Source organism: Oerskovia douganii, from assembly GCF_015142735.1.
In the GTDB taxonomy this organism is placed as follows: domain Bacteria; phylum Actinomycetota; class Actinomycetes; order Actinomycetales; family Cellulomonadaceae; genus Oerskovia; species Oerskovia douganii.
Window position 1 is genome coordinate 92,232 of record NZ_JACSPN010000008.1, and the last position, 24,557, is coordinate 116,788.

Sequence of the window (24,557 nt, forward strand, 5' to 3'; positions counted from 1 at the left end):
CCGACGTCACCGTCGAGTCCCCTGAACCGACCCCTGCCGGGCGTCGCACCTTCGTCATCGACACGTCCGTGCTCCTGTCCGATCCGCGAGCCATGCTGCGGTTCGCCGAGCACGACGTCGTCCTGCCCGTCGTCGTCATCACCGAGCTCGAGGCCAAGCGGCACCACGCCGAGCTCGGGTACTTCGCCCGCAGCGCGCTGCGCATGCTCGACGACCTGCGGGTCAGGCACGGGCGTCTCGACGCCCCGCTGCCCGTGGGGGCCGTGGGCGGGACGCTGCGCGTCGAGCTCAACCACACGGACCCGACGGTGCTCCCCGCAGGGTTCCGCCTGGGTGACAACGACACGCGCATCCTCTCGGTCGCGGCCAACCTCGCGAGCGAGGGCTGCGACGTGACCGTGGTGTCCAAGGACCTGCCCATGCGGGTCAAGGCCTCCGCCGTGGGGCTGCGTGCCGAGGAGTACCGGGCCGAGCTCGCGATCGACTCGGGCTGGACCGGCATGGGCGAGATCGACGTGAGCGACGAGCAGATGGCCGACCTGTGGGAGCACGAGTCGGTCGAGCTCTCGGCGCTCGACGCCGCCACGGTCGCGGCCGCCGAGCCGCTCCTGGTGCACTCCGGGCTCGTGGTCCACTCGCCGCGGGGCTCTGCGCTGGGCAGGGTCACGGCCGACAAGCACGTGCAGCTCGTCCGGGGCGACCAGGACGTGTTCGGCGTGCACGGGCGCTCGGCCGAGCAGCGCATCGCGATCGACCTGCTGCTCGACCAGGAGATCGGGATCGTGTCGCTCGGCGGGCGTGCCGGCACGGGCAAGTCCGCGCTCGCGCTGTGCGCGGGCCTCGAGGCGGTGCTCGAGAAGAGGCAGCACCGCAAGATCATGGTCTTCCGCCCCCTGTACGCCGTGGGCGGCCAGGAGCTCGGCTACCTGCCGGGCTCCGAGGCCGAGAAGATGAACCCGTGGGCACAGGCGGTGTTCGACACCCTGGGGGCGCTCGTGTCCACGGAGGTCATGGACGAGATCGTGGACCGTGACGTCCTGGAGGTCCTGCCCCTGACCCACATCCGGGGGCGCTCGCTCCACGACGCGTTCGTCATCGTCGACGAGGCCCAGTCCCTCGAGCGCAACGTCCTGCTGACCGTGCTCTCGCGCATCGGGCAGTCCTCCCGGGTCGTCCTCACGCACGACGTCGCGCAGCGTGACAACCTGCGCGTCGGGCGGCACGACGGCGTCGCCGCGGTGATCGAGGCGCTCAAGGGGCACCCGCTGTTCGCGCACGTGACCCTGACGCGCTCCGAGCGCTCGCCCGTCGCGGCGCTCGTGACGGAGATGCTGGAGAGCATCGAGGTCTGAGCCCGGCGCCCGTCGTGGCCCCGGTCCGCGGGCCTCGGGGCCACGACGCGGCGCGAGCGAGCCCGGCACCGGCGCGCGCCCATCTCGCCTGTCACGCCCGTCGCGCCCGTCGCGCCCGGCGGGCGAGTCGGGACGGGCCGCGGCGCGACGGCAAGGCATCATCGACGGATGAGCCCAGGCCCCGCAGCCCTCGTCCCTCCGGATCCCGCCTGGGGCGAGCAGGCGGTGGGGCTCCTCGCGGTCGTGCGGTCCGCCTTCGCCGTCCTGGACGGGGCGCAGGGCATGGCCTACGACCACATCGGGTCCACGGCCGTGCCCGGCCTCGCCGCCAAGCCGTTCCTGGACCTGCAGGTGCGCGTCCCGGTCCTCGTGGCCGTCGAGGACTACGAGGACGCGCTGCGCGCGACGACGTTCGTCCGGGCGCGGGGGAGCCGTCCGGACTCCCCGGGGGTCACGGCCGACGTCCCGCGGGGGACCTCACGCCCGGACGACCCGCTCGTCTGGCGCAAGGCGCTCTTCGTGTCGGAGGCGCCGGCGGCGATCCTCCACGTCCGCCGGGCCGACTCGCCCTGGGCCGCGTACACGGTCGCCCTCCGGGACCTGCTGCGAGAGGACGCGGGCCGGCGCGCGCAGTACGAGGGCCTCAAGCGGCGGCTCGCGCACGAGCACGCCGCCGACGAGGACTACGACGACTACACGCGCGCCAAGACGGTGTTCTTCGACGAGGTCCAGGGCGAGCTCGAGCGCAGGGTGCGGGCCGTCGGCGGGCCGGTCAGGTCCGCGCCGTACCGCTGACGCGGGACGCGCCACGCCGCGCGTGGACGAGCACGACGGCCAGCACGCCGACGACCGCGCCCACGGCCGTGTCGAGGGCCCGGTCGAGCGCGATGCCCTCGCCCGACCCGCCGAGCGACGTCATGAGCAGCGCCATGGGCGTGATGGTCAGCATCGCGAGCCCGTAGTGGCGTCCGACGACGATCTCGGTCACGACCTGCAGCGCGACGACGAGCGCCGCGGTCGCCCAGAAGCCGAGGTGCGCGTCGAGCAGCGGCCACGCGACCAGGGCGCCGACGACCGTGCCGAGCGCCCGCTGGAGCGCGCGGACCACGGCGTGCTGCGTCGTCGTGCCCTGGAGGGTCGCGGTCGCGCCCATCGCGGCCCAGGCCGGGTGGCCGAACCCGGCGACGTGCGCGACCGCGGCCGCGACCGCCGCGGCGAGCGTCACGCGGAGCGAGCGCAGCCGCCAGCCTGCGCTCCCGGTGAGGGACTCGCGCGCGGTCGCGCGCAGCGTCAGGCGTGGCGGCAGGTCGGCGGGCGTCCCGGCGGCCCCGGAGAGGTCGTCGGCGAGCCGCAGCGCGGTGGCGCGCGTGCGGCGGTGGGAGGCGTCGTCGGCGAGGACGCGCCGTGCGAGGGCCACGGCGTCGTGCGCCCGTCCGACGGCGCCGCGGTCGTCGGGCGCGAGGGCGGCGGCCTCGGCGGCGAGGGTCGCGCGGCGCACCGCGAGCCGGGCCGGTCCGCTGGGACGGAACAGGAAGCCGGCGAGGCACACGACCCAGGCGACGGCCACGCCCAGGAGCCCGGCGAGGCCGCGCGGGGCGAGGTCGGCGAACGTGGGGGCGCCGGCGAGCCCGGCACCGGCGGCGAAGACCACGATGGTCGCGCCGGGTGGCCCGGTGCGCAGGAGCTGGCACAGCGCGGTCATCCCGCCCGCGAGCAGGGCGACCACCCCGAGCGCGACCCAGGTGGGGGCGCCTGCGGCCGTGACCGCGGACGTGAGGAGGATCGACCCGACCATGGCCACGCCCACGAGCGTGAGCAGCGCTGCCCGGCGCCGGTACGGGTCGAACCGTCCGTAGAGCGACGTGAGCGCTCCGAGGGCCGCGAAGCCTGCGAGGTCCTGGTGGCCGCTCGTGGCGGCGATCACCAGGGCGATCGCGACGCTCGCTCCGCAGAGCAGGGCTGCGGCGAGCGTCGCGTCGACCGAGGTGAGCCGCAGTGCCGCACGCAGGTGCGCGGGGTCGAGGACCTCGCGCGCCGCGGTGCGCACGGGAGAGCGGTGGTCGGGTGGGCGCTGGTCGGTGGGGGTGTGGCCGGGCGCAGCGGTGGTGAGGGGGGAGGAGAGTGGCATCTCTTCGAGGATACGCCTCGTTCGAAGATGTTTCACAAGTGAACTATCTGCCGCGAGGCCCTACCCTGGTGCCGTGGACTACGTGGAACGCCTGCGCGAGCAGTGGGCGCAGCAGATGCCCGAGGTTGACGTGTCGCCCATCGACTCGATCGGCCGGATCACCCGCATCGCGGCGCTCCTGGCGGAGTCGAGCGACACGGTGCTCGCGCAGCGGTCGCTGACCCGCCCCGAGCTCGAGGTCCTCACCGCGCTCCGACGCGCCGGCCGCCCCCTGCGGGCCCGCGAGGTCACGACCATCACCCGGGCCCCCGGTGCCTCGATCAGCAAGCGCCTCGACCACCTCGAACGCGAAGGCCTCGTCGAGCGGACCGTCGTCGAGCGCGACCGCCGGGGTGTGCTGCTCTCGCTCACCGAGGAGGGGACCCGGCTCGTCGACGAGCTCTTCCCCGCCCAGCTCGACCGCGAGCGTGCCGCGCTCGACGGGCTCACCGACGACGAGCGCACCCGCCTCGCCGAGCTGCTCACGATCGTGCTGCGTCGCGTGGACCCCGTCGAGTACTGACGCCGTCCCCGGCCCGGGACGACGAACGGCGTGGGCCGGGTGTCAGCACCCGGCCCACGCCGTTCGTGGTCCTCGCCGGGGCCCGCCCTCGTGGAGCGGGACTCAGCGCGTGGTCACGCCTGCGGCGGGCGCGTCATCGACAGGACGTCGAGCGCCGTGTCGAGCTGCTCCTCGGTGACCTCGCCGCGCTCGACGAAGCCCAGGTCGATCACGGCCTCGCGGACCGTGAGGCCCTGCTTGACCGAGTGCTTGGCGACCTTGGCCGCCGCCTCGTAGCCGATCACGCGGTTGAGCGGCGTGACGATCGACGGCGAGGACTCCGCGAGGGCACGCGCGCGCTCGACGTTGGCCGTGATGCCGACGACGGTCTTGTCCGCGAGCACGACCGACGCGTTCGACAGCAGGCGGATCGACTCCAGGACGCCCAGTGCGATGACCGGGATCTGCACGTTGAGCTCGAAGCTCCCGGAGGCCCCGGCCCACGCCACGGTCGCGTCGTTGCCGATCACGCGCGCGGCGATCATGAGGACGGCCTCCGGCACGACCGGGTTGACCTTGCCCGGCATGATCGACGAACCGGGCTGCAGGTCCGGGATGAAGATCTCGCCTAGGCCCGTGTTAGGGCCCGAGCCCATCCAGCGCAGGTCGTTGCAGATCTTCGTGATCGAGACCGCGATGGTGCGCAGCGCACCCGAGAGCTCGACGAGACCGTCGCGCGAGCTCTGTGCCTCGAAGTGGTCGCGTGCCTCGGTCAGGGGCAGGCCCGTGTCCTCGACCAGCAGGGCGATGACGCGCTGCGGGAACCCGGCGGGCGTGTTGATGCCCGTGCCGACGGCCGTGCCGCCCAGGGGTACCTCGGCCGCGCGGGGGAGCGCGGACTGCAGCCGCTCGATGCCGTAGCGCATGGCCGCGGCGTACCCGCCGAACTCCTGGCCGAGCGTGACCGGGGTCGCGTCCATGAGGTGCGTGCGGCCCGACTTCACGACCGTCGCGAACTCGGCCGCCTTGGCCTCGAGAGCCTCCGCGAGGTGCGTCAGCGCCGGGATCAGGTCGTGCACGACCCCCGCGGTCGCGGCCAGGTGCACCGACGTCGGGAAGACGTCGTTGGACGACTGGGACGCGTTGACGTGGTCGTTCGGGTGGACCTCGCGACCCAGCGAGCGCGTGGCGAGCGTCGCGAGGACCTCGTTGGTGTTCATGTTCGACGACGTGCCGGAGCCCGTCTGGAAGATGTCGATCGGGAAGTGCGCGTCGTGCGCGCCCGAGGCGACCTCGTCGGCCGCGGCCACGATGGCGGCCGCGACGTCCTCGTCGAGCACCCCCAGCTCGGCGTTGGCGCGTGCTGCGGCCTTCTTGACACGAGCGAGGGCCTCGATGTGGCTGCGCTCGAGAGGAGTGCCCGACAGCGGGAAGTTCTCCACGGCGCGCTGCGTCTGCGCGCGGTAGAGGGCGGCCGCGGGGACGCGGACCTCACCCATGGTGTCGTGCTCGATGCGGTAGTCGGTGGCGTCGGCAGAAGTCATGGGGCTAATGGTGCCGCACGATCACGAGTGATCTCGAACCCGGCCGCGGGGTGGGTGCGTGCTGCACGCCACCCGCGCGGGCCGGTCCCGGCACGGGGGAGCCGGTCAGACGTCCGGGGTCTCGCCGACGTCGCCGACCACCTCGACGAGCCGGGCGCGGCCGTCGGCGAGCGTGTACTCGACGCCGACGATCGCGAGCCGCCCCTCGGCCACGGCATCTGCCAGGGCCGCCGAGTAGCCGTGCAGCATGTCCACGGTGTGGCGCACGTGCTCGCGGCGCAGCGTGTCCGGGTCGACCGCGGACACGCCGCCCGAGGTGCTCGTGATGTTGACGATCGAGGGGATCACCCGGTCGACGACCGCTCGGACGAACCCGTCGGCCTGCTCACCCGTCGCGAGGGTGTGGGCGGCTGCGGCGATCGCCCCGCAGCTGTCGTGGCCGAGCACGACCACGAGCGGCGTCCCGAGGATGTTGACCCCGTACTCGATCGAGCCGATCACGGTCGTGTCGAGGACGTGGCCTGCGGTCCGCACGACGAACACGTCGCCCAGGCCCTGGTCGAAGATGATCTCGGCGGCCACGCGGGAGTCGGCGCACCCGAAGATCACGGTGTGCGGGTGCTGGGCCACGCTGAGCTCGGCCCGGCGGACGGCGCCCTGGGACGGATGTTCCATCTCGTCCCGGACGAACCGCCCGTTGCCGTCACGGAGCCTGGCCCAGGCCTCGGCGGGGGTCGTGGGAGGTGCGGTGTCTTGGATGCTGCCGTTCGTCGTCACAACTTCCATGGTCACGCACGAGCGTCCCGTTCCTCGTCGCCGTCCCACACTCTGACCAGACCCGTGGACGAGGTGGCCCTCCTGGGGGACCCGCGAGGCGCCGTCGGGGGCGGTCCTCGCCGGGTCGTGATGGCCCGCGACGGGCCCTCGGTCGCCCCGCGACGGGCCTTCAGAAATGTCCCTCCCGTGGCGAGTCGTCCCGTGACGGTGTAGCCCTAGTACCAGGAAAAACCCGATGACGGGCACGTCGAAGCGCCCGTCGGAGGGCAGGATCGACGAAGGGGAGACCGTGCACCGACGCACCCGGGCACTCGCCGCGGCACTGGCCGTCGCGACGATCGTGCCGCTCGCCGCGTGCAGCACCGGGGAAGGCTCCGGCCCGCCCGTGCTCACCTGGTACATCAACCCCGACAACGGGGGACAGGCCGCGATCGCCGCGTCGTGCAGCGAGGCCTCGGGCGGCGCGTACCGCATCGAGACGTCGCTCCTGCCACGCGACGCCGCCGCCCAGCGCGAGCAGCTCGCCCGCCGCCTCGCCGCCAAGGACGCCTCGATCGACCTCATGAGCCTCGACCCGCCGTTCATCCCCGAGCTGTCCGAGGCCGGTTTCCTGGCCCCCGTGCCGGAGGACGTCGCGACGGCCACGACGCAGGACGTCGTCCAGGGGGCGATCGACGGCTCGACGTGGAAGGGCGAGCTCGTCGCGATCCCGTTCTGGGCCAACACCCAGCTCCTCTGGTACCGCAAGTCCGTCGCCCAGGCGGCGGGGCTCGACCTCACGCAACCCGTCACGTGGGACCAGATCGTCACCGCGGCCCAGGACCAGGACAAGTACCTCGCGGTGCAGGGAGCCAAGGCCGAGTCGTTGACCGTGTGGATCAACGCCCTGGTCGAGTCGGGGGGCGGGCAGATCCTGGAGAACCCCGAGGCACCCGCGGACGAGCTCACGCTCGGCCTCGAGACCGACGCGGGGCGCAACGCCGCGCGGATCATCGGGGAGATCGGCAGCTCGGGCGTGGGCGGCCCGGGCCTGCCCAGCGAGGACGAGGCCGCGTCGCTGACCCTGTTCCAGGGGGACAAGGGCTCGTTCATGGTCAACTGGCCGTTCGTGTGGTCCTCGACCCTGGGGGGCGTCGACGCCGGCTCGCTCGACCAGGCGCTCCTCGACGACATCGGCTGGACGCTGTACCCGCAGGCCGTCGAGGGCCAGGAGACCCGTCCGCCGTATGGCGGCATCAGCATCGGCGTCGGGGCGTTCAGCGAGCACACGGACCTGTCGTACGAGGCCGCGCAGTGCATCGTGAGCGCCGAGAACCAGGCCTCGTACATGGTCTCGGACGGGAACCCCGCGGCGAGCACCGCGGCCTACGACGACCCCGCCGTGCAGGAGGCCTACCCCATGTACGACGTGATCCGGCAGTCGCTCGAGCAGGCCGCACCACGGCCGCAGACACCGTTCTACAACGAGGTCTCGACGGGGCTCCAGCAGACCTGGTACCCGCCCGCGAGCGTGACCGAGGACGGCACCCCCGTGACGTCGACCGAGTTCATCACCGCCGTCCTGCGAGGGGAGCGTCTGCTGTGAGCGCCGACACCCGGGGCGCCCGCCGCGCCCAGCCCGAGCCGGACCCCGCGTCCGGCACCTCGCCGGACCTGGTTCCCGACAAGAAGGCCAAGGCCGCGCGCAGCGACCGGGCCAGGGCCGAGGCCCGCCTCGGCTGGTACCTCGCCGGCCCCGCGTTCGTCGTCATGCTGGCCGTGACCCTCTACCCGATCCTCCAGGCGGTCTACGACTCGCTGTTCAACTACAAGCTCACCGCGCCCGACGACCGCACGTTCGTCGGGCTCGGCAACTACGCCGTGATCCTCACGGACTTCGTCTGGTGGCGCGACTTCGCCGTGACGTTCTTCATCATGGTCGTGTCGGTGGTCGTCGAGCTCGTCCTGGGCTTCGCGCTCGCGCTCGTGATGCACCGCGCGATCAAGCGCCTGCGTGGGCCGCTGCGCACCGCGATCCTCGTGCCGTACGGCATCATCACCGTGGTCTCGGCCTTCGCGTGGTTCTACGCGTTCGACATCACGTCCGGATACGTCAACAGCTGGTTCGACTGGGTGCCCGGGATCGGGCCGGACCTCAACTGGTTCGCGCAGCAGGGCACGAGCCTGTTCGTCATCATCGCGTCCGAGGTCTGGAAGACCACGCCCTTCATCTCGCTGCTGCTGCTCGCGGGCCTGGCCCAGGTGCCGAGCGACCTCGAGGAGGCCGCGAAGGTCGACGGTGCCACCGCGTGGCAGCGCTTCTCGCGCGTGATCGTGCCCAACATGAAGGCCGCGATCATGGTCGCCGTCCTGTTCCGTGCGCTCGACGCGTTCCGCATCTTCGACAACGTCTTCATCATGACCAACGGCGCGAACAACACGGAGGTGCTGTCCTTGCTGGCCTACCGGACCTCGATCGGCCAGCTCCAGATCGGCATGGGCTCGGCCATCTCCGTCCTGCTGTTCCTGTGCGTGATCGGCATCTGCTTCGTGGCGATCAAGCTGTTCAAGGTGGATCTGGCCGGCGCACGAGGGGAGCGATGATGGGCAGCGTCCTGAGCACCAGGGCCCGCGTCTGGTGGGCCGTCATCACTGTCGTCGTCCTGGTCGGCGCCCTGTTCCCCGTGGTCTCGATCCTCATGACGAGCTTCAAGGGACCCAGCGACCTCAACTCCGGCACGTTCCTGCCGCCGCAGTGGAGCACCACGAACTACGAGCAGATCCTGTCCTCGGGCGGGTCGGCCCAGGAGCTGTTCCTGTCGGCGCTGCGGAACTCGGTCGGCATCTCGCTCATCGCGACCGTGATCGCGGTCGTGCTCGCGACGCTCGCCGCGTACGCGATCGCGCGTCTGAACTTCCCGGGCAAGCGCCTGATCCTCACGACCGCGCTGGGCGTCTCGATCTTCCCCGTGGTCTCGATCGTGACGCCCCTGTTCAACCTGTGGCGCAACATCGGGCTCTACGACACCTGGCTCGGCCTGATCATCCCGTACCTGTCGCTCACGCTCCCGATCTCGATCTGGACGCTCGCGGCGTTCTTCCGCCAGATCCCGTGGGAGCTCGAGCAGGCCGCGCAGGTCGACGGCGCGACGCCCTGGCAGGCGTTCCGCAAGGTCATCGTGCCCCTCGCGGCCCCGGGCGTCTTCACGACCGCGCTCATCGCGTTCTTCATCGCGTGGAACGACTTCGTGTACGGCATCTCGCTGACGTCCACGAGCGCGGCCCGGCCTGTGCCGGCCGCTCTCGCGTTCTTCACGGGTGCGTCCTACTTCGAGGAGCCGACCGGCGCCATCTCGGCGGCCGCGATCGTCGTGACCATCCCCGTCGTGATCCTCGTGGTGCTGTTCCAGCGCCAGATCGTGTCGGGCCTCACGCAGGGGGCGGTCAAGGGATGAGCGGCCTCCCCGGCACGACGGCGCCGCCCACCCCACGCGGTCGGGTCACCCCGCCGCGCCCCCGCACCCTTCGCTGCCCGACCCCAGACCGAGGAGAGAGCTGATGGCGTCGATCACCCTCAAGGACATCGTCAAGAAGTACGGCGACGGGTTCCCCGCCGTGAAAGGGGTCAGCATCGACATCGCCGACGGCGAGTTCGTGATCCTCGTCGGCCCCTCGGGCTGCGGGAAGTCGACGCTGCTGCGCATGATCGTCGGCCTCGAGGACATCACCTCGGGTGACCTGCTGATCGACGGCGAGCGCGTCAACGAGAAGGCCCCGCGCGACCGGGACCTCGCGATGGTCTTCCAGAACTACGCGCTGTACCCGCACCTGACGGTCGCCGAGAACATCGCGTTCCCGCTGCGGCTGAACAAGGGCAGGCTCACCGACGCCGAGATCCGCGAGAAGGTCGAGCGTGCAGCCGACCTCCTCGACCTGCGCGAGCACCTCGACCGCAAGCCCGCCAACCTCTCGGGCGGTCAGCGCCAGCGTGTCGCGATGGGCCGGGCGATCGTTCGCGACGCCAAGGCGTTCCTGTTCGACGAGCCCCTGTCCAACCTCGACGCCAAGCTCCGCGGTCAGATGCGCACGGAGATCGCGCGTCTCCAGCGGCGCCTCGCGACCACGACTGTCTACGTGACGCACGACCAGACCGAGGCCATGACTCTCGGCGACCGTGTCGCGGTGCTGCGCAAGGGCGAGCTCCAGCAGATCGCGAGCCCGCGCGCGCTCTACGAGCAGCCCGTCAACCTGTTCGTCGCGGGGTTCATCGGGTCACCGCCCATGAACTTCCTGCCCGGTGAGGTCAAGGGCAGCAGCATGGAGCTGCCGTTCGGGACGTTCGAGCTGCCCGACCGCCTGGTCGAGGCCGTCGGCGGCCGCGAGCTCGTGATCGTGGGCCTGCGCCCCGAGCACTTCGAGGACGCCCGGCTCGTCGACCCGTCCAAGAAGGAGCGGGGTCGGACGTTCGACGCGCAGATCGACGTGACCGAGTGGCTCGGTGCCGAGCTCTACGCGTACGTGCCGTTCGAGATGCACGCCTCGGTCGCGGAGAAGCTCGAGGAGCTGGACCGCGAGCTCGACGGCGAGGGGTTGCGCACCCAGTTCGTCGTCGCCCTCAACTCGGCGTCCCGCGTGCGCGACGGGGACACGACCGAGCTCTGGTTCGACCCCGAGAAGATGATGATCTTCGACCCGGAGACGGGCGAGAACCTCACGCACGACCAGGACGAGGTGGACCGGCTCGACAAGGAGAACGAGGAGGACCGGCGCGCCTCGCTCGAACGCGCCCACGCACAGGCGCAGCAGAGCGCCTGACGCGCCTGCGCGGCGCGGGTCAGTCGTCCTCGGTGGCGTCGTCCTGCGTGCCGCCGGAGGGGCCGGCGACGTCGGCGGCGCGGGCCGACGCGAGGCGCTCGCGGGCGCCGTCGAGCCACTGCTGGCAGCGGGCGGCGAGGGCCTCGCCGCGCTCCCACAGGGCGAGCGAGGCCTCGAGCGGCTCGCCGCCGGCCTCGAGGCGGGTCACGACGTGGACCAGCTCGTCGCGCGCCTGCTCGTAGGTGAGGTCGGCGACGTCGGTGTTGCTCGGGGTGGTGCTCATGGTGGTGGGCCTTCCTGGGGCTGGTCTGGTGGGGTCGGTGCTGCGCTGCTGGCCGGACGGGCTCAGCGCACGGTCGCGTCGATCGCGCCGCTCGCGAGCCGCACGTGCAGGGAGTCGCCGGGGCTCACGTCGTCGGGGGAGCGGACGATCCCGCCGTCCGGTCCGTGCACGACGGCGTAGCCCCGCTCGAGCGTCGAGGCGGGGGACAGCGCGCGCACCTGGGCGGCGAGCCGGTCGACCTCGCCGTGCGCGCGCAGCAGGATCGCGTCGAGCGAGCGCCTGGCCCGGTCCCGCGCGGCGAGGACCTGCTGCTCACGCGTGGTGATCATGGTCTCGGGGGCGGCGAGCACGGGGCGGGAGCGGGCGCTGTCGAGGCGGGACTGCTCGCGCTGGAGCTGGTGCGTGATCGCTGCCCGGATCCGGGAGCGGGCCTGCAGGACGCGTGCGCGCTCCTCGCCCACGTCGGGGACGATCCGCTTGGCGGCGTCCGTGGGCGTGGAGGCGCGGTAGTCGGCGACCAGGTCCAGGAGCGGGGTGTCGGTCTCGTGGCCGATCGCGCTCACGAGCGGGGTGCGGCAGGCCGCGGCGGCGCGCACGAGGGCCTCGTTGCTGAAGGGCAGGAGGTCCTCGACCGCGCCACCGCCGCGCGCGACCACGATCACGTCGACGTCGGGGCGGGCGTCGAGCTCGGCGATCGCGGCGCTCACCTGGGCGACGGCGCCCGTGCCCTGGACCGCTACCTCGCGGATCTCGAAGCGGACCTGGGGCCAGCGCGCACGGGCGTTGACCACCACGTCGTGCTCGGCCTTGGACTCCCGGCCGCACACGAGCCCCACGACCGCGGGCAGGAACGGGAGCGGCACCTTGCGGTCCGCGTCGAACAGGCCCTCGGCGGCCAGGACGCGCTTGAGGTGCTCGATCCGGGCCAGGAGCTCGCCGATGCCGACGGTCCGGACCTCGGTCGCCTGGAGCTGGAACGACCCGCGCTTGGGCCAGAACACGGGCTTGGCGTGCACCACGACGTGCGCCCCCTCGCTGAGGGGTGTGCTCGTGGCCGCGAAGACCTTGGCCATCGCGGCGACCGGGAGCGACATGTCGGCGTCGGTGTCGCGGAGCGTGAGGAAGGCCATCGGGGCGCCGGGACGGCGGTTGAGCTGCACGACCTGTCCCTCGACCCACACGGGCGCCATCTTGTCGATGTACGCCGTGATCTTGCTCGACAGCAGCCTGACCGGCCACGGGTGCTCGGGGCTCGTGTCGAGGGCCCGGGCGGGGAGCGGGGCCGGCGGCGTGGCAGGAGCGGTGGGGTCGGCTGGTTCGGCGCGGTCGGCGGGTCGGTCGGTCACGGGTCAAGCCTGCCTCATGCGTGTGACAGGCGCCGGTCCCGCACCGCACCGGTCGGCCTCGGCGAGCAGACCCGTGAGGATCCTGTGGAGTTGCTGCCAGGACCTGGCCCGGACCGCGCCGGGACCGGGGGGACGGGCCCGGTCCCGGAGGCCCGTCGCCTAGACTCGTGGGGTGACTTCCCCGACTGGTAAGCGTGTCCTCCTCGCCGCCCCCCGCGGCTACTGCGCGGGCGTCGACCGTGCCGTGATCGCGGTCGAGAAGGCGCTCGAGCACTACGGCGCCCCCGTGTACGTCCGCAAGGAGATCGTCCACAACAAGTACGTCGTCGAGTCGCTGAGCGACAAGGGCGCCGTCTTCGTGAACGAGACCGACGAGGTGCCGGAGGGCGCGCGCGTCGTGTTCTCGGCGCACGGGGTCTCGCCCGCGGTCCACGAGGCCGCTGCCGAGCGCAACCTGCAGACGATCGACGCGACGTGCCCCCTGGTCACCAAGGTCCACAAGGAGGCCGTGCGCTTCGCGGCGGACGACTACGACATCCTGCTGATCGGGCACGAGGGCCACGAGGAGGTCGAGGGCACCGCGGGCGAGGCGCCGGACCACGTCCAGATCGTCAACTCGCCCGACGACGCGGTGAACGTCACGGTCCGCGACCCGGAGAAGGTCGTGTGGATCTCGCAGACCACGCTGTCGGTCGACGAGACCATGGAGACGGTCGACCGGCTGCGCGAGCGGTTCCCGACGCTGCAGAACCCGCCGTCGGACGACATCTGCTACGCGACGCAGAACCGTCAGGTGGCGGTGAAGAAGCTCGCGCCCGAGTGCGAGCTCGTGATCGTGGTGGGCTCGGCGAACTCGTCGAACTCGGTGCGTCTGGTCGAGGTGGCGCTGAATGCCGGTGCGGACGCGTCGTACCGCATCGACCGCGCGCAGGAGATGGACGAGTCCTGGCTCGACGGCGTCACGACCGTCGGCGTCACCTCGGGCGCCTCGGTCCCCGAGATCCTGGTCAACGACGTCCTGGCGTACCTGGCCGAGCGCGGGTACGGCGACGTGCAGGAGGTGCGCACCGCGACCGAGGACCTCATGTTCTCGCTCCCCAAGGAGCTGCGCGCGGACCTCAAGGCCGCGGGCAACGCGCCCGCACGTCCGCGCCGCGAGAACCGGACGTCGCTCTCGGTCGAGCCCGTCTGACGCCGACGCTCCGACACGCGCGAGGCCCGTCCCGGACGATCCGGGACGGGCCTCGCGCGTCACGCGTCCGGGGACGGCCCGACGGCGTCCCTCACCGCACGCCGGCACGGACCCGGGGCGAGGTGCGTCTCAGGACGCGTCCGCACCCCGGTCGCGCTCGTGCCGGCCGGGCGCGTTGACGGTGCCGAGCATCCCGGCGTCGAGCGTGCCCTCGTCGTCGCCGGGCCCGCTGGGGCCCGACCCCGCCGGGTCGGCGGCTCCGCGGCCCCCCGCAGCGATCTCGTCGATCGCGACGAAGTTCTCGTTGACCGACGCGAGGAGCTCGGGGGCGCTCACGGCGCTGAGCTGGGGGTTGGCCGCGGCGGGGGTCTCGAGGTCGTCGTCGACGACGTTGAGGTCCGCGAAGCGGCGGGCGCTCACGAGCACGCGCGTCTCGAGGGACGCGACGGTCCGGTTGTAGGAGTCGGCGGCGCCCTGGATGGACCGGCCGAGCCGGGCGAGGTGGCTGCCCATGACGGCCAGGCGCCCGTGCAGCTCCTTGCCGAGCGTGAGCACCTGCTGGGCGTTGGCGGCCAGGGCGTCCTGGCGCCACGCGTAGGCGACGGTGCGCAGCAGCGCGATCATGGTCATGGGCGCCGCGATGATGACGTTCTTCGAGACGGCGTACTCGAGGATCGACGGGTCCTGCTCGACCGCCGCGGACAGGAACGACTCGGCGGGGACGAACATGACGACGAACTCCGGCGCGGGGCTGAACTGGTCCCAGTACCTCTTGCCCGCCAGGTCGTCGATGTGCTTGCGGAAGTGGCGGGCGTGCGCGGCCAGCCGTTCGGCCCGCACCCGGGGGTCCGTCGTCTGCTGCGCGTCGAGGTAGCCGAGGAACGCGACCTTGGCGTCGACCACGACGTTCTTGCCGCCCGCGAGCTTGATGACCATGTCGGGGCGCAGCGCCCCGTCGTCGGTGGCGACCTGGTCCTGCTCGACGAAGTCGACGTGCGGGATCATGCCCGCAGCCTCGACGACGCGGCGGAGCTGGAGCTCGCCCCACGCACCGCGCACCTGCGAGGAGCGCAGCGCGGTCACGAGCTGGGAGGTCTCCGCGCGCAGGGCCTCGGAGTCGTGACGCATGCCGCGGACCTGCTCGGCGAGCGTGCCGTGGGCCTCGCGGCGGGCCTGCTCGGCGGCCGTGACCTCGGCCTTGACCTGGTCGAGGGCCTTGCTGAGGGGCTCGACGAGCTGCTGCACGGCCTGCTCGCGCTTGGCGAGCTCGGCCTCGCCGACCTGCTGGCTGCGCTTGAAGCGTTCCTCGGCCTGCGTGAGGAACTGCTCGGAGCTGCTCGCGAGCGCCTTGCGGGCCAGGGCCTCGAACTGGGCCTCGAGCCGCGCCTGGTCGCCGCGGATCTCGGTGAGCCGCTTCTCGGAGCCCGCCCGCAGCTCCTCGATGGCCCGCTCGTGGTTGGCGCGCTCGATGTCGAAGCGCTCGTCCGCGGAACGCTCCGCGCCCGCGAGCTGTCGCCCGAACGCCTCGCGCTCGGTGCGGAGCTGGCGCTCGAACCCCTCGCGCTCGGCCGCGAGCCGCTCGGCGAGGCCCGCACCGCGTGCGGCCTCCTGCTGGGCCTGGGTCAGCAGGCCCGTGAGCCGGCCGATCTCGGCGCGCCCCGAGTCGGGGGAGGTGCGGCGCGCGAGCCAGCCCAGGAGTGCTCCCACGAGGAGGCCGACGACGAGCATGACCCACGGCAAGGCGTTGTCCATGCCCGCACTCTGCCAGGTGGCACCCACAGCGGAGGGGGAGCCGCGTCGTCGGGCGCGTCGCGGGCGGTGACCGTCCACCCACGGGTGATATCGCGTCTCACCAGCGAAGACATGACAAATCACAGGGGGAGCGGCGCGTGCGCTCCGCTACGTTGGTCGGCATGGCCCACGATCCTGCGCCCCGCGACCAGCTCCCACCCACGGACACCTCGAGCACCCCGGACGTCGCGGCCCCCGCCGCACCGGCCGCCCCCGCACCCGTCCTCGCTCCGGCGGCCCCCACCGTCTCCTCGCACGGGACCGGTACGCCTCCCGCGCTGTCGGTGCGCGGGCTTTGGAAGAGGTTCGGCGAGAAGATCGCCGTCGCGGGGATCGACCTCGACGTCCCCGCGGGGTCGTTCTACGGGCTCGTCGGCCCCAACGGCGCGGGCAAGACGACCGCGCTGTCGATGTCGACGGGGCTCCTGCGCCCGGACTTCGGCACGGTCCACGTGCACGGTCAGGACCTGTGGGCGGACCCGGTCGCGGGCAAGCGCATGCTGGGGATCCTCCCGGACGGCGTGCGGCTGTTCGACCGCCTCACGGGCGCGCAGCTCATCACGTACGCGGGCCTGCTGCGCGGCATGGACCGCGCGACGGTCGCCGAGCGCACGACGGACCTCCTGGAGGCCCTGGGCCTGGCGGCCGACGCGGACACGTTCGTGGTCGACTACTCGGCGGGCATGACCAAGAAGATCGCGCTGGCCTCGGCGCTCATCCACGCCCCGAGCCTGCTGGTGCTCGACGAGCCCTTCGAGGCCGTGGACCCGGTCTCGGCCGCGAACATCCGCGAGATCCTCTCGTCGTACGTCGCGAGCGGCGGCACGGTGATCGTGTCCTCGCACGTCATGGACCTGGTCCAGCGCATGTGCGACCACGTCGCGGTGATCGCGGGCGGGCACGTGCTCGCGGCGGGCACCGTGGACGAGGTCCGTGCGGGGCAGAGCCTCGAGGACCGCTTCGTCGACCTGGTCGGCGGCCGGCACACCACGGAGGGGCTGTCGTGGTTGCGCACCTCGTAAGGCTCAAGCTCGCGCTCATGCGCAACACGCTCAGGAAGAGCGTGTGGCAGACCGTGGGGCTCGCGATCGGTGTCCTGTACGGGCTGGGCGTGGTGGGGCTGACGCTGGTCGGCCTGGTCGCCCTGGGCACGACGCAGCCGGAACTCGCAGGCCAGATCGTCACGATCCTGGGGTCGGTCGTGGTGCTCGCGTGGTGGATCGTCCCGCTGTTCGCGTTCGGCGTCGACGCCACGCTCGACCCGCAGCGGTTCGTGACGTTCGCGGTGCCCCAGCGGCAGCTGCTGGCGGGCCTCGCGATCGCGGGCCTGGTCGGGACGCCGGGGATCGTGACGCTCCTGGTCTCGGCGGGTACGGCGCTCGCGTGGTGGCGCACGCCCCTCGCGGCCCTCGCGGCTCTCGTGGGCGGGCTGCTCGCGGTCGCGCTGTGCGTGGTGGGGTCGCGTGCGACGACGACGGCGCTCGCGCCGCTGCTCGACTCGCGCCGCTACCGCGAGGTCCTGTCGATCGCGGCGTTCGTGCCGCTCATGCTGGCCGGCCCGATCGTCGGGTGGGCGACGTCGGCGATCGCGCGCGGCCAGGAGGTCCTGCCGGTCGTCGCGGACGTCCTGGGGTGGACGCCGTTCGGCGCGCCGTGGGCGATCGCGACCGCCGTGTCCGACGGCGCCTGGGGACTGGCGCTCGTCCGCCTCGGCATCACCGTGGTCGTGCTGGGGGCCGCGTGGGTCGTCTGGGACCGGGCGCTCGCCAGGGCGCTCGTGGCTCCGCACGGCGGCGCGGCCGCGGGCCGCTCCAAGGGGCTGGGCTGGTTCGACCGCTTCCCGGCGACCCCCGTGGGGGCCGTGGCGGCGCGCTGCCTCACGTACTGGTTCCGTGACCCGCGCTACTCGGGGTCGGTCGCGGTCATCCCGTTGCTCCCGGTCGTGCTGTGGTTCGTGGGGTCGAGCATCGAGCTCGACGGCAGCGGCGGGTTCGCCGAGCTCATGCTCGTGCTGGGGCCGGTCACGGCCTTCACGTTCGGGTTCGCGATCTCGGCGGACGTCGCCTACGACCACACGGCGTTCTGGACCCAGGTGTCGTCGGGCGTGAGCGGCTTCGCCGACCGTGCGGGGCGTGTCCTCGCGGCCGGCGTGATCGGCGTGCCGGTCGTGACGGTCTTCGCGGTGGGCTCGGTCGCCTTCACGGGGCGGTGGGACCTGCTGGTCGCGACGGTCGGCCTGAGCCTCGGGGTGCTCGCCACGGCGCTCGGTGTGTCGAGCGTGGTCTCGGCGCGCCTGCTCTACCCGGTCCCCAAGCCGGGGGAGAGCCCGTTCAAGTCTCCCCAGGGCGCGGCGATGGCGACCCTGGTCGCCCAGATGCTGACCATGGCGGTCCTCACGGCGCTGTGCCTGCCGGCGGCGGGGCTCGCGCTCGCCACGCTCCTGACGGGCGCGGCGGTGTGGGGCTGGCTCACGCTGGTCGTGGGGGTCGGCCTGGGTGCGGTGCTCCTGGTGGTGGGCATGCGCTGGGGCGGCCGCCTGGTCGACCAGCGGGGCCCGGAGCTGCTCCAGCAGGTCATGAGCTACAAGTAGGCGGCGCCGTCGGGCCGTGTGCGTGCCGGGCGCCCTGCTCGGGTGCGAGCGGCCCGGACGGTCGCTCCCGTAGACTCAGGCCCCGTGGCTCTAACAATCGGCATCGTCGGCCTGCCCAACGTCGGCAAGTCCACCCTCTTCAACGCCCTGACCCGTAACCAGGTCCTCGCGGCGAACTACCCGTTCGCGACGATCGAGCCGAACATCGGCGTGGTGTCCCTCCCGGACCCGCGTCTGACGAAGCTCGCGGAGATCTTCGGCAGCGAGCGCATCCTGCCCGCGACCGTGTCCTTCGTGGACATCGCGGGCATCGTCAAGGGGGCGAGCGAGGGCGAGGGGCTCGGCAACAAGTTCCTCGCGAACATCCGCGAGGCGGACGCGATCTGCCAGGTGACGCGCGCGTTCGACGACCCCGACGTGATCCGCGTCGAGGGCTCGACGGACTCGGCCGACGACATCGAGACCATCAGCACCGAGCTGATCCTCGCGGACCTCCAGACCCTCGAGAAGGCGCTGCCGCGTCTCGAGAAGGAGGTCAAGATCAAGAAGGGCGACCCCGTCCTGCTCGCCGCGGCGCAGAAGGCGCAGGGGCTGCTCGAGCAGGGCATCACCCTGTTCCAGGGTGCGAAGGCCGCGGGGCTGGACCTGGCCGAGATCGCGAGCCTGCAGCTCATGACGGCCAAGCCGTTCATCTACGTCTTCAACACCGACGACGCGGGCCTCGTCGACGAGGAGCGCAAGGCCGAGCTGCGTGCGCTCGTCGCGCCGGCCCAGGCGATCTTCCTCGACGCGAAGTTCGAGTCCGAGCTCGTCGAGCTCGAGCCCGAGGAAGCGGCGGAGATGCTCGCGGAGACGGGCCAGGAGGAGTCGGGGCTGGACCAGCTCGCGCGCGTGGGGTTCGACACCCTGGGGCTCCAGACCTACCTCACGGCCGGCCCCAAGGAGTCGCGCGCCTGGACCATCCGCAAGGGGTGGACCGCGCCGCAGGCGGCCGGGGTGATCCACACCGACTTCGAGCGGGGGTTCATCAAGGCGGAGGTCATCTCGTTCGACGACCTCGTGGAGACAGGGTCCGTGGCGGCGGCCCGTGCTGCGGGCAAGGCGCGCATCGAGGGCAAGGACTACGTCATGGCTGACGGGGACGTCGTGGAGTTCCGCTTCAACGTGTGATCCACCTGGTGAGTGGGCTGGAGAGTTCCGTCACAGTCGCCGTTCTTGGGACGGGCGCCGCCGCATCGTGAGACGCGGGCGGCGCCCCTTCCATGTGTCCAGGGTGTTACGTACCGGTTTCTCCCGGTATCAGGGGCGAAACAGCACCGTACCGGCCAGTATCAACTCGGTAACGATCGGCCACCTGAAAGGTGCAACAGGGTGAAGTCGCCCATCTTGGTCGCTACCGTTGCCTCAAACCATGGTGGGCTTCCCTGACGATGCCGCCGAGGACGCCCTGCGGTCATCGCGCGCTCTCCTCGAGGCAAGGGAGTTCACCATCCCCTTGAGGAGGAACATTGAACATCAGGCGCACAAGTGCCGTTACCGCGGCGGTGGCCTCGGTCGCGTTGGTGCTGACCGCATGCGGCGGCACCGCCGAGGAGAGCGAAGACGGCGGCATCAACCAGGACACCGCGGTCACCGTGGCCTGGGAGGCCCCGCTCAACGAGCTCAACCTCAGCTCGACGAACGGCAACGCGACGCAGAACTCGGTCATCTCGTACATGCTGAACTCCGGGTTCAACTACTACGACGACCAGCTCGAGCTCGTCCAGGACGAGTCCTTCGGCACGTACGAGAAGGTCTCCGACGACCCGCTGACGGTCAAGTACACGGTCGGCGACGACACCAAGTGGTCCGACGGCACCGCGTTCGACGCGACCGACGTCCTGCTCCAGTGGGCAGCCACCTCCGCGACGTTCAACAACGTCGAGCCCGTGACGGACGAGAACGGCGAAGTCACCAACCAGGACGCCGTGGACGCGGGCGTGTTCTTCGACGGGACGACCCCCGGACCCTCGCTCATCGACGAGATCCCCACGATCAGCGACGACGGCAAGTCGATCACCTTCGTGTACTCGAAGCCCTTCGGCGACTGGGAGCTCGACTTCACGAACCAGTTCGTCCCGGCCCACGTCGTCGGCCAGCAGTCGCTCGAGCTCACGGACGCGCAGGAGGCCAAGGACGCCGTGCGCGACGCGATCCTCGGCTCGGACTACGCGAAGCTCTCGCCCATCGCGAAGTTCTGGAACTCCGGCTTCGAGTTCACCTCGATGCCCGACGACAAGTCGCTGACGGTGTCCAACGGTGCGTACACCCTCGAGGAGTACGTCGAGAACGAGTACCTGACCCTCAAGAAGAACCCCGACTTCAAGGGCAAGAACCAGGGCTCGGTCGAGACCATCACGGTCCGCTACATCGAGGACCCCATGGCGCAGGTCCAGGCGCTGCAGAACGGTGAGGTCGACCTCATCGGCCCGCAGGCATCCGCAGACGTCCGCTCGGCGCTCGAGGCGCTCCCCGAGGTCTCGACGAACAACAGCGTCGAGGGCACGTTCGAGCACGTCGACCTGGTGTTCGGCAACAAGGGTCCGTTCGACCCGACCAACCCGGTGTACGGCGGCGACGCCGAGAAGGCGAAGAAGGTCCGTCAGGCCTTCCTCCTCACCATCCCGCGCCAGACGATCGTCGACAACCTGATCGTCCCGCTGAACCCCGACGCCGAGGTCCGCAGCTCGCAGATCCTCATCCCGGGCTCGCCCAACTACGACAAGATGGTCGCGGACAACGGCTCGGACTTCTACCCGGCCGCAGGTGACATCGAGAAGGCCAAGGCACTGCTCGCCGAGGCCGGCGTGACCACCCCGATCAACGTGCGCTTCGCGTACAACAACGAGAACGCGCGCCGCGTCAACCAGGTCGCCCTCATCACGGACAGCGCGGCCAAGGCCGGCTTCACGATCGTCGACACCGGCCGCCCGGCCGCCGAGTGGGGCACCCTCCTCGGCACCGGCCAGGACCAGTACGACGCGTCGCTCTTCGGTTGGCAGTCCACCTCGACGGCCGTCACCGAGTCGGACGCCAACTTCCGCTTCGCCCCCGAGCGCGGCCTGAACAACTACGGCCTCTACAACAACCCGGCCGTCGACGCCGCGCTCGACAAGCTCCAGGTCTCGACCGACCCCGAGGAGCAGTTCCAGCTCCAGCTCGAGATCGAGAAGCAGCTCTGGGCAGACGGCTTCGGCACCACGATCTTCCAGTTCCCGGCCATCCAGGCCTGGGACGAGAAGCTGGAGGGCGTCGAGCCGATCACGATCAGCCCGACCATCTTCTACAACTTCTGGAACTGGAAGCTCGGCGCCTAGGACTCTCGTCCTGAGCACCTGACGACAGGTACCTGACCTGGGTCGACGCCGGGGTGACCCGGCGTCGACCGGTGTTCGACGCATCAGCCCTCCGCGAGGACATCGGTACGTTCGCGTACCGATGTCCTCGCTGGCGGTTGGCGCGGTACGAGTCCACCCGACCCACCTCGCGCCGGCCGATGCCTCGACGCGTGCGACCCACGCGTAGACTTGCCCGGCCCCTAACCTGGGTCCCTAATTCAGCGAGGTATGCCCTCCAATGTTTTCGTTCATCTCGCGACGCCTCCTTGCAGGGTTGGGAACCCTGCTCGTGTCGACGTTCGCCATGTATCTTCTCGTCAGCGCCTCGATCAGGCCCTTCGAGGACCTCGAGCAGAGCACGAACCCCAACAAGCTCGAGCAGATCGCGCAGCGGCGCGAGCTCCTGGACCTCGACACCCCGGCGGTCATCCGCTACTTCAAGTGGCTGGGCGACTTCGTCACCGGTGACCTGGGTGTGGGATGGCGCAGCGGGCAGCCGGTCTCGAACATGCTCCAGGGCGCCGTGATCTCGACGATCCAGCTCGTGGCCGCCGCGACCGTGATCGCGATCCTCTTCGGTGTCATGGTCGGCATCGTCAGCGCGCTGCGGCAGTACAGCACGTTCGACTACCTCACGATCTTCGTGTCGTTCGTCCTCTACTCGCTGCCTGCCTTCTGGGTCGCCGTCCTGCTCAAGCAGTGGGGCGCCATCGGCTTCAACGACTTCCTCAAGGACCCGTCGAACTCACCGCTCGTGATCGTGGTCGCCGGACTGGTGATCGGCCTGCTGTGCATGCTGGCCGTCGGCGGCACCGTCAAGCGCCGCGCGACGACCTTCGCGATCGCGTTCGCCGCGACCGCGGGCGCCATCCTCTACCTCCAGCTCTCGAACTGGTGGCTCGACCCGAACCTGGGCCCGGTCATCATCCTGGTGACGGGCACCGCCCTCGCGTTCGCGATCACCGCGCTGACCTCGGGTCTGAAGAACCGGCGGGCCCTGGGAGCGTCGCTGACGACGGTCGTGATCGGCCTCGCCCTCTACTACCCGCTGCAGAGCCTCTTCCGGATGCCCTTCAGCTGGATGTACGTGCTGGGTCTCGCACTCGTGACGGTCGCCGTGGGCATCGCCGTGGGCTACCTGTGGGGCGGCCCCGACAAGGGGATCTCCGCGCGCGCAGCGAGCCTGACCGCAGTCGTGGTCGCGGGCATGATCTTCATCGACAAGGTCATGTCCCTGTGGCCGCAGTACATGGGAGCGCCTGCGATCAACGGTCGCCCCATCGCGACGATCGGTTCCAGCACGCCGAACCTCGGCGGCAACTTCTGGGTGCAGACCCTCGACACCTACACCCACCTGCTCCTCCCGACGCTGGCGCTGGTGCTCATCCAGTTCGCCGGGTACACCCGGTACTCGCGCTCGAGCATGCTCGAGGTGATGAACCAGGACTACATCCGCACCGCGCGCGCCAAGGGGCTGCCGGAGCGTGAGGTCATCATGCGGCACGGCTTCCGCAACACGCTGATCCCGCTCGCGACGATCGTCCCCATCGACGTCATCACCCTCCTCGGGGGCGCGATCATCACCGAGCAGGTCTTCGCCCGACCAGGGATGGGCACGCTGTTCATCCGGTCGCTCCGCGGAGCAGAGATCGAGCCCGTCATGGCCTATCTCGTGATCGTCGCGGCCCTCGCCATCCTTGCCAACATCGTGGCTGACCTCATCTATGCAGCCCTCGACCCGCGGATCCGGGTGAACGCATGAGCAACCAGACTCCTCCCAACGACAGCGCGTCGAGCGCGACCGTGGAGAACCAGATCGAGCTGAAGGAAGTCGAAGGTCTCTCGCAAGGGCAGATCGTCCGTCGGCGCTTCTTCCGTCACAAGGGCGCGGTCGTGGCCCTCGTGGTCCTCGTCGCCATCGTCCTGCTGGCCATCACGTCGATCGGCGTGGGCAGCTGGACCGGGTGGTGGAAGTTCACGCCCAACGAGACGGGCACGGTGATCGACGGCGGCGCGCCGAACGCGACCCACCCGTTCGGTCAGGACGAGGCCGGGCGCGACATCTTCGCCCGTGTCATGCGCGGCACGCAGACCTCGCTCGTCATCATGACGACGGTGGGCCTGATCGCCCTGGCGATGGGCATCGTCGTCGGTGCGCTCTCCGGCTACTTCCGTGGCCGCACCGACTCGTTCCTGATGCGCTTCACGGACCTCATCATCACGATGCCGGTCATCGTCATCGGCGCCGTGCTGGGCCTGCTCTCGGGTGGCGACAACGCGATCGTCTTCGGTGCGTTCCTCGGCCTGGTCCTGTGGCCCCCGCTCGCCCGCCTGGTCCGTGGCGAGTTCCTCTCGCTGCGCGAGCGGGAGTTCGTCGACGCCGCGCGCGTCGCGGGTGCCAGCAGCGGACGGATCATCTTCAAGCACATGCTCCCGAACGCCGTGGGCGTGATCATCGTCAACACGACGCTGCTCCTGAGCTCGGCCATCCTCCTGGAGACGTCGCTGAGCTACCTCGGCGTCGGCATCCAGCGGCCTGCCGTCTCGCTGGGCCTGATGATCAGCGACTACCAGGAGGCGTTCGCGTCCCGGCCGTGGCTGTTCTGGTGGCCGGGTGCCTTCATCGTCGGGATCGCGCTGTGCGTGAACTTCATCGGTGACGGTCTGCGCGACGCGTTCGACCCCCGCCAGAAGAACATCCCGTCCGAGCGGAAGATGGCGCGCGCCAAGCGGATCGAGCGCCCCAAGCCGTCCGCCACCGGTGACGCGCTGCCCGAGCCGGGAGCGTCATGACCCTGGCGCCGGGCAGCCTGTCAGGTCGCGACCGTGAGAACCACGGTCG

At 71.2% G+C, this 24,557-nt stretch carries 20 protein-coding genes; 14 read left to right on the plus strand and 6 right to left on the minus strand.

The window, feature by feature from the left end; translation table 11 throughout:
* Nucleotides 1–92: 92 nt before the first annotated feature.
* On the plus strand, nucleotides 93–1,352 hold the full coding sequence (locus tag H9623_RS08375; RefSeq protein WP_407671875.1) for a PhoH family protein: 1,260 nt from the start codon (nucleotides 93–95) through the stop codon (nucleotides 1,350–1,352).
* Between the two features lie 168 nt (nucleotides 1,353–1,520).
* Nucleotides 1,521–2,147 carry a GrpB family protein gene (locus H9623_RS08380; protein ID WP_193719598.1) on the plus strand — a complete coding sequence of 209 codons (627 nt, stop codon included), beginning with the start codon at nucleotides 1,521–1,523 and terminating at the stop codon, nucleotides 2,145–2,147.
* Here H9623_RS08380 and H9623_RS08385 read toward each other — a convergent pair.
* Complete coding sequence (locus H9623_RS08385) at nucleotides 2,125–3,480, minus strand: FUSC family protein (RefSeq protein ID WP_193719599.1); 1,356 nt, start codon at nucleotides 3,478–3,480, stop codon at nucleotides 2,125–2,127. The genes H9623_RS08380 and H9623_RS08385 overlap by 23 nt on opposite strands.
* A 73-nt stretch (nucleotides 3,481–3,553) precedes the next feature.
* Between H9623_RS08385 and H9623_RS08390 the strand changes: the two genes are divergently transcribed.
* Nucleotides 3,554–4,042 carry a MarR family winged helix-turn-helix transcriptional regulator gene (locus H9623_RS08390; protein WP_321575349.1) on the plus strand — a complete coding sequence of 163 codons (489 nt, stop codon included), beginning with the start codon at nucleotides 3,554–3,556 and terminating at the stop codon, nucleotides 4,040–4,042.
* A 113-nt stretch (nucleotides 4,043–4,155) separates the two neighbouring features.
* On the opposite strand, the gene H9623_RS08395 is transcribed toward H9623_RS08390, so the two are convergent.
* Together H9623_RS08395 and H9623_RS08400 are read right to left on the minus strand one after the other, a co-directional pair.
* Entirely contained in the window at nucleotides 4,156–5,565 is a 1,410-nt protein-coding gene (locus H9623_RS08395) for a class II fumarate hydratase (RefSeq protein ID WP_193719600.1), read from the minus strand.
* Between the two features lie 105 nt (nucleotides 5,566–5,670).
* Nucleotides 5,671–6,351 carry a carbonic anhydrase gene (locus H9623_RS08400; protein WP_193719636.1) on the minus strand — a complete coding sequence of 227 codons (681 nt, stop codon included), beginning with the start codon at nucleotides 6,349–6,351 and terminating at the stop codon, nucleotides 5,671–5,673.
* Nucleotides 6,352–6,577: 226 nt separating this feature from the next.
* Between H9623_RS08400 and H9623_RS08405 the strand changes: the two genes are divergently transcribed.
* From H9623_RS08405 to H9623_RS08420, 4 genes are all read left to right on the plus strand, one after another.
* A complete protein-coding gene (locus tag H9623_RS08405; protein ID WP_193719601.1) occupies nucleotides 6,578–7,927 on the plus strand; it encodes an extracellular solute-binding protein in 1,350 nt (449 codons plus the stop codon).
* A 68-nt stretch (nucleotides 7,928–7,995) separates the two neighbouring features.
* Nucleotides 7,996–8,925 (plus strand): carbohydrate ABC transporter permease, encoded by a 930-nt coding sequence (locus H9623_RS08410; RefSeq protein ID WP_227748397.1) that lies wholly within the window; start codon nucleotides 7,996–7,998, stop codon nucleotides 8,923–8,925.
* Complete coding sequence (locus tag H9623_RS08415) at nucleotides 8,922–9,776, plus strand: carbohydrate ABC transporter permease (protein ID WP_193719602.1); 855 nt, start codon at nucleotides 8,922–8,924, stop codon at nucleotides 9,774–9,776. The genes H9623_RS08410 and H9623_RS08415 overlap by 4 nt, the downstream gene beginning before the upstream one ends.
* A gap of 103 nt (nucleotides 9,777–9,879) precedes the next feature.
* Nucleotides 9,880–11,136, plus strand: coding sequence for an ABC transporter ATP-binding protein (locus tag H9623_RS08420; protein WP_193719603.1), 1,257 nt, complete (start codon nucleotides 9,880–9,882; stop codon nucleotides 11,134–11,136).
* A gap of 19 nt (nucleotides 11,137–11,155) precedes the next feature.
* Here H9623_RS08420 and H9623_RS08425 read toward each other — a convergent pair whose 3' ends face one another.
* Entirely contained in the window at nucleotides 11,156–11,419 is a 264-nt protein-coding gene (locus tag H9623_RS08425; protein ID WP_193719604.1) for an exodeoxyribonuclease VII small subunit, read from the minus strand.
* Between the two features lie 62 nt (nucleotides 11,420–11,481).
* The gene (xseA, locus tag H9623_RS08430) at nucleotides 11,482–12,765 is read right to left on the minus strand and encodes an exodeoxyribonuclease VII large subunit (RefSeq protein ID WP_193719605.1); all 1,284 of its coding nucleotides are present in this window, start codon (nucleotides 12,763–12,765) and stop codon (nucleotides 11,482–11,484) included.
* A gap of 172 nt (nucleotides 12,766–12,937) precedes the next feature.
* Here xseA and H9623_RS08435 point away from each other — a divergent pair, with 172 nt between their 5' ends.
* A complete protein-coding gene (locus H9623_RS08435; RefSeq protein WP_193719606.1) occupies nucleotides 12,938–13,957 on the plus strand; it encodes a 4-hydroxy-3-methylbut-2-enyl diphosphate reductase in 1,020 nt (339 codons plus the stop codon).
* A 129-nt stretch (nucleotides 13,958–14,086) separates the two neighbouring features.
* On the opposite strand, the gene rmuC is transcribed toward H9623_RS08435, so the two are convergent.
* A complete protein-coding gene (gene rmuC / locus H9623_RS08440; RefSeq protein WP_227748378.1) occupies nucleotides 14,087–15,709 on the minus strand; it encodes a DNA recombination protein RmuC in 1,623 nt (540 codons plus the stop codon).
* A 161-nt stretch (nucleotides 15,710–15,870) separates the two neighbouring features.
* On the opposite strand from rmuC, the gene H9623_RS08445 reads away from it, so the two are divergent.
* The 6 genes from H9623_RS08445 to H9623_RS08470 all read left to right on the plus strand — a co-directional run bounded on the left by H9623_RS08445 (nucleotide 15,871) and on the right by H9623_RS08470 (nucleotide 24,508).
* Nucleotides 15,871–16,770 (plus strand): ABC transporter ATP-binding protein, encoded by a 900-nt coding sequence (locus H9623_RS08445; RefSeq protein ID WP_193719607.1) that lies wholly within the window; start codon nucleotides 15,871–15,873, stop codon nucleotides 16,768–16,770.
* Nucleotides 16,752–18,338 (plus strand): hypothetical protein, encoded by a 1,587-nt coding sequence (locus tag H9623_RS08450; protein ID WP_193719608.1) that lies wholly within the window; start codon nucleotides 16,752–16,754, stop codon nucleotides 18,336–18,338. The genes H9623_RS08445 and H9623_RS08450 overlap by 19 nt, the downstream gene beginning before the upstream one ends.
* Before the next feature lie 84 nt (nucleotides 18,339–18,422).
* The gene (ychF, locus tag H9623_RS08455) at nucleotides 18,423–19,508 is read left to right on the plus strand and encodes a redox-regulated ATPase YchF (RefSeq protein WP_193719609.1); all 1,086 of its coding nucleotides are present in this window, start codon (nucleotides 18,423–18,425) and stop codon (nucleotides 19,506–19,508) included.
* 392 nt (nucleotides 19,509–19,900) lie between these two features.
* The gene (locus H9623_RS08460) at nucleotides 19,901–21,694 is read left to right on the plus strand and encodes an ABC transporter family substrate-binding protein (protein WP_321575350.1); all 1,794 of its coding nucleotides are present in this window, start codon (nucleotides 19,901–19,903) and stop codon (nucleotides 21,692–21,694) included.
* 325 nt (nucleotides 21,695–22,019) lie between these two features.
* A complete protein-coding gene (locus tag H9623_RS08465) occupies nucleotides 22,020–23,477 on the plus strand; it encodes an ABC transporter permease (protein ID WP_321575351.1) in 1,458 nt (485 codons plus the stop codon).
* A complete protein-coding gene (locus H9623_RS08470) occupies nucleotides 23,474–24,508 on the plus strand; it encodes an ABC transporter permease (RefSeq protein ID WP_193719612.1) in 1,035 nt (344 codons plus the stop codon). The genes H9623_RS08465 and H9623_RS08470 overlap by 4 nt, the downstream gene beginning before the upstream one ends.
* Nucleotides 24,509–24,557 lie beyond the last annotated feature (49 nt).

Coding starts and splice junctions, on each gene's coding strand:
- H9623_RS08445 (WP_193719607.1), top strand. CDS start 15,871: ATGGCCCACGATCCTGCGCCCCGCGACCAGCTCCCACCCACGGACACC.
- H9623_RS08405 (WP_193719601.1), top strand. CDS start 6,578: ATGACGGGCACGTCGAAGCGCCCGTCGGAGGGCAGGATCGACGAAGGG.
- rmuC (WP_227748378.1), bottom strand. CDS start 15,709: ATGGACAACGCCTTGCCGTGGGTCATGCTCGTCGTCGGCCTCCTCGTG.
- H9623_RS08375 (WP_407671875.1), top strand. CDS start 93: ATGCTGCGGTTCGCCGAGCACGACGTCGTCCTGCCCGTCGTCGTCATC.
- H9623_RS08465 (WP_321575351.1), top strand. CDS start 22,020: ATGTATCTTCTCGTCAGCGCCTCGATCAGGCCCTTCGAGGACCTCGAG.
- H9623_RS08425 (WP_193719604.1), bottom strand. CDS start 11,419: ATGAGCACCACCCCGAGCAACACCGACGTCGCCGACCTCACCTACGAG.
- H9623_RS08400 (WP_193719636.1), bottom strand. CDS start 6,351: ATGGAAGTTGTGACGACGAACGGCAGCATCCAAGACACCGCACCTCCC.
- H9623_RS08470 (WP_193719612.1), top strand. CDS start 23,474: ATGAGCAACCAGACTCCTCCCAACGACAGCGCGTCGAGCGCGACCGTG.
- H9623_RS08385 (WP_193719599.1), bottom strand. CDS start 3,480: ATGCCACTCTCCTCCCCCCTCACCACCGCTGCGCCCGGCCACACCCCC.
- H9623_RS08395 (WP_193719600.1), bottom strand. CDS start 5,565: ATGACTTCTGCCGACGCCACCGACTACCGCATCGAGCACGACACCATG.
- H9623_RS08415 (WP_193719602.1), top strand. CDS start 8,922: ATGATGGGCAGCGTCCTGAGCACCAGGGCCCGCGTCTGGTGGGCCGTC.
- H9623_RS08420 (WP_193719603.1), top strand. CDS start 9,880: ATGGCGTCGATCACCCTCAAGGACATCGTCAAGAAGTACGGCGACGGG.
- H9623_RS08380 (WP_193719598.1), top strand. CDS start 1,521: ATGAGCCCAGGCCCCGCAGCCCTCGTCCCTCCGGATCCCGCCTGGGGC.